The sequence below is a fragment of the Pseudoalteromonas sp. SR44-5 genome, from assembly GCF_014163675.1.
GTDB lineage: Bacteria > Pseudomonadota > Gammaproteobacteria > Enterobacterales > Alteromonadaceae > Pseudoalteromonas > Pseudoalteromonas rhizosphaerae.
In genome coordinates, this window is sequence record NZ_JACJDT010000132.1 from 1 (window position 1) to 1077 (window position 1077).

A 1077-nucleotide genomic window follows, 5' to 3' on the forward strand; every position below is an offset into this window, starting at 1 on the left:
GGTGTTACTTATGCTATGGGAATTTGCTTTTTATGGCCTAAGCGATATCAAGCCAACTTTACTGGCGTGTCTATCGTATCTAAGCTATCCCTGCGTTACTCAGCGTTTATTATGCACCTATTAAACCTAATGTTTAACCGTTAAGCAATGATCTTTTTCTCACGCACAATCGCGAGTAGCCTGAGCAGTTAAGCAGGTTAACTCATTGATTTAATGCAGCAAGCAAAGCTGCTAACTCGTTCGAACTATTTCATTCGTCGAAATATCTGAGGTTATCACACCAATAAACCGTAAGATACCAACCTTACATGACTGACAAGGCCAATACGGTATCAATGGTTATTGCTCTGTTTTGGGCCTCACCGCTTTGCATGCGGTGGATACATGAGCCCTTATCAGGGCTAACTTTCGCTTACGACACGCATTAGCTAAAAAACCATAGTGGCGAATGCGCATAAACCCTTTCGGCAATACATGTTGTAAGTAGCGCCGTAAAAATTCATCACAACTCAGTGTCATTACTTTATCGCGGTTGTTATCTGCATAATCGCGATATTTAAAGCTCACTGACTGCTCATTCACTGACACTAATCGTGATTCTGACATCACGCCTTTTCGGGTATAACGAGCAAGGTAACTAACTAGCTTTTCACTGTACGTTAAACAGGCTTTGCTATACACGCACCATTTGGTTGGCGTGTTTATCTTCGCGAATGAACTATCGCATTCATTGAGCGCCGCCAGCATTTTTCCTCTAAAGACTGTTGATAACGCTTTTACGGGGTATAAATAGTCTTTTTCTATTTCATGCCAGTGCGTTTTTTCAAGTGCACCTGCGGGTATCAAACAATGCAAGTGGATATGCTGACTTAAGTTCTGCCCCCATGTATGCAGTACGCTTGTCATGCCTAACTGGCCATGCATCTTTCGTTTCGCAAATTTACACAGCGTTTGCCATACGGCTTTAAACAAACACTGGTACAACACACTTGGGTTATAGTGAGCAATGATATTCAACTCATGAGGGAGCGTAAAAACAAGGTGGAAATACCGACACGGTAATAAATCCTCTTGCTG

The 1077-nt window shown here is 42.2% G+C and carries 1 protein-coding gene; it reads right to left on the minus strand.

What is annotated here, in order from left to right; genetic code table 11:
- Nucleotides 1-339 precede the first annotated feature (339 nt).
- Nucleotides 340-1077 (minus strand): transposase (locus H5154_RS22820; RefSeq protein ID WP_404936195.1); only part of this gene is annotated, 738 nt, incomplete at its 5' end.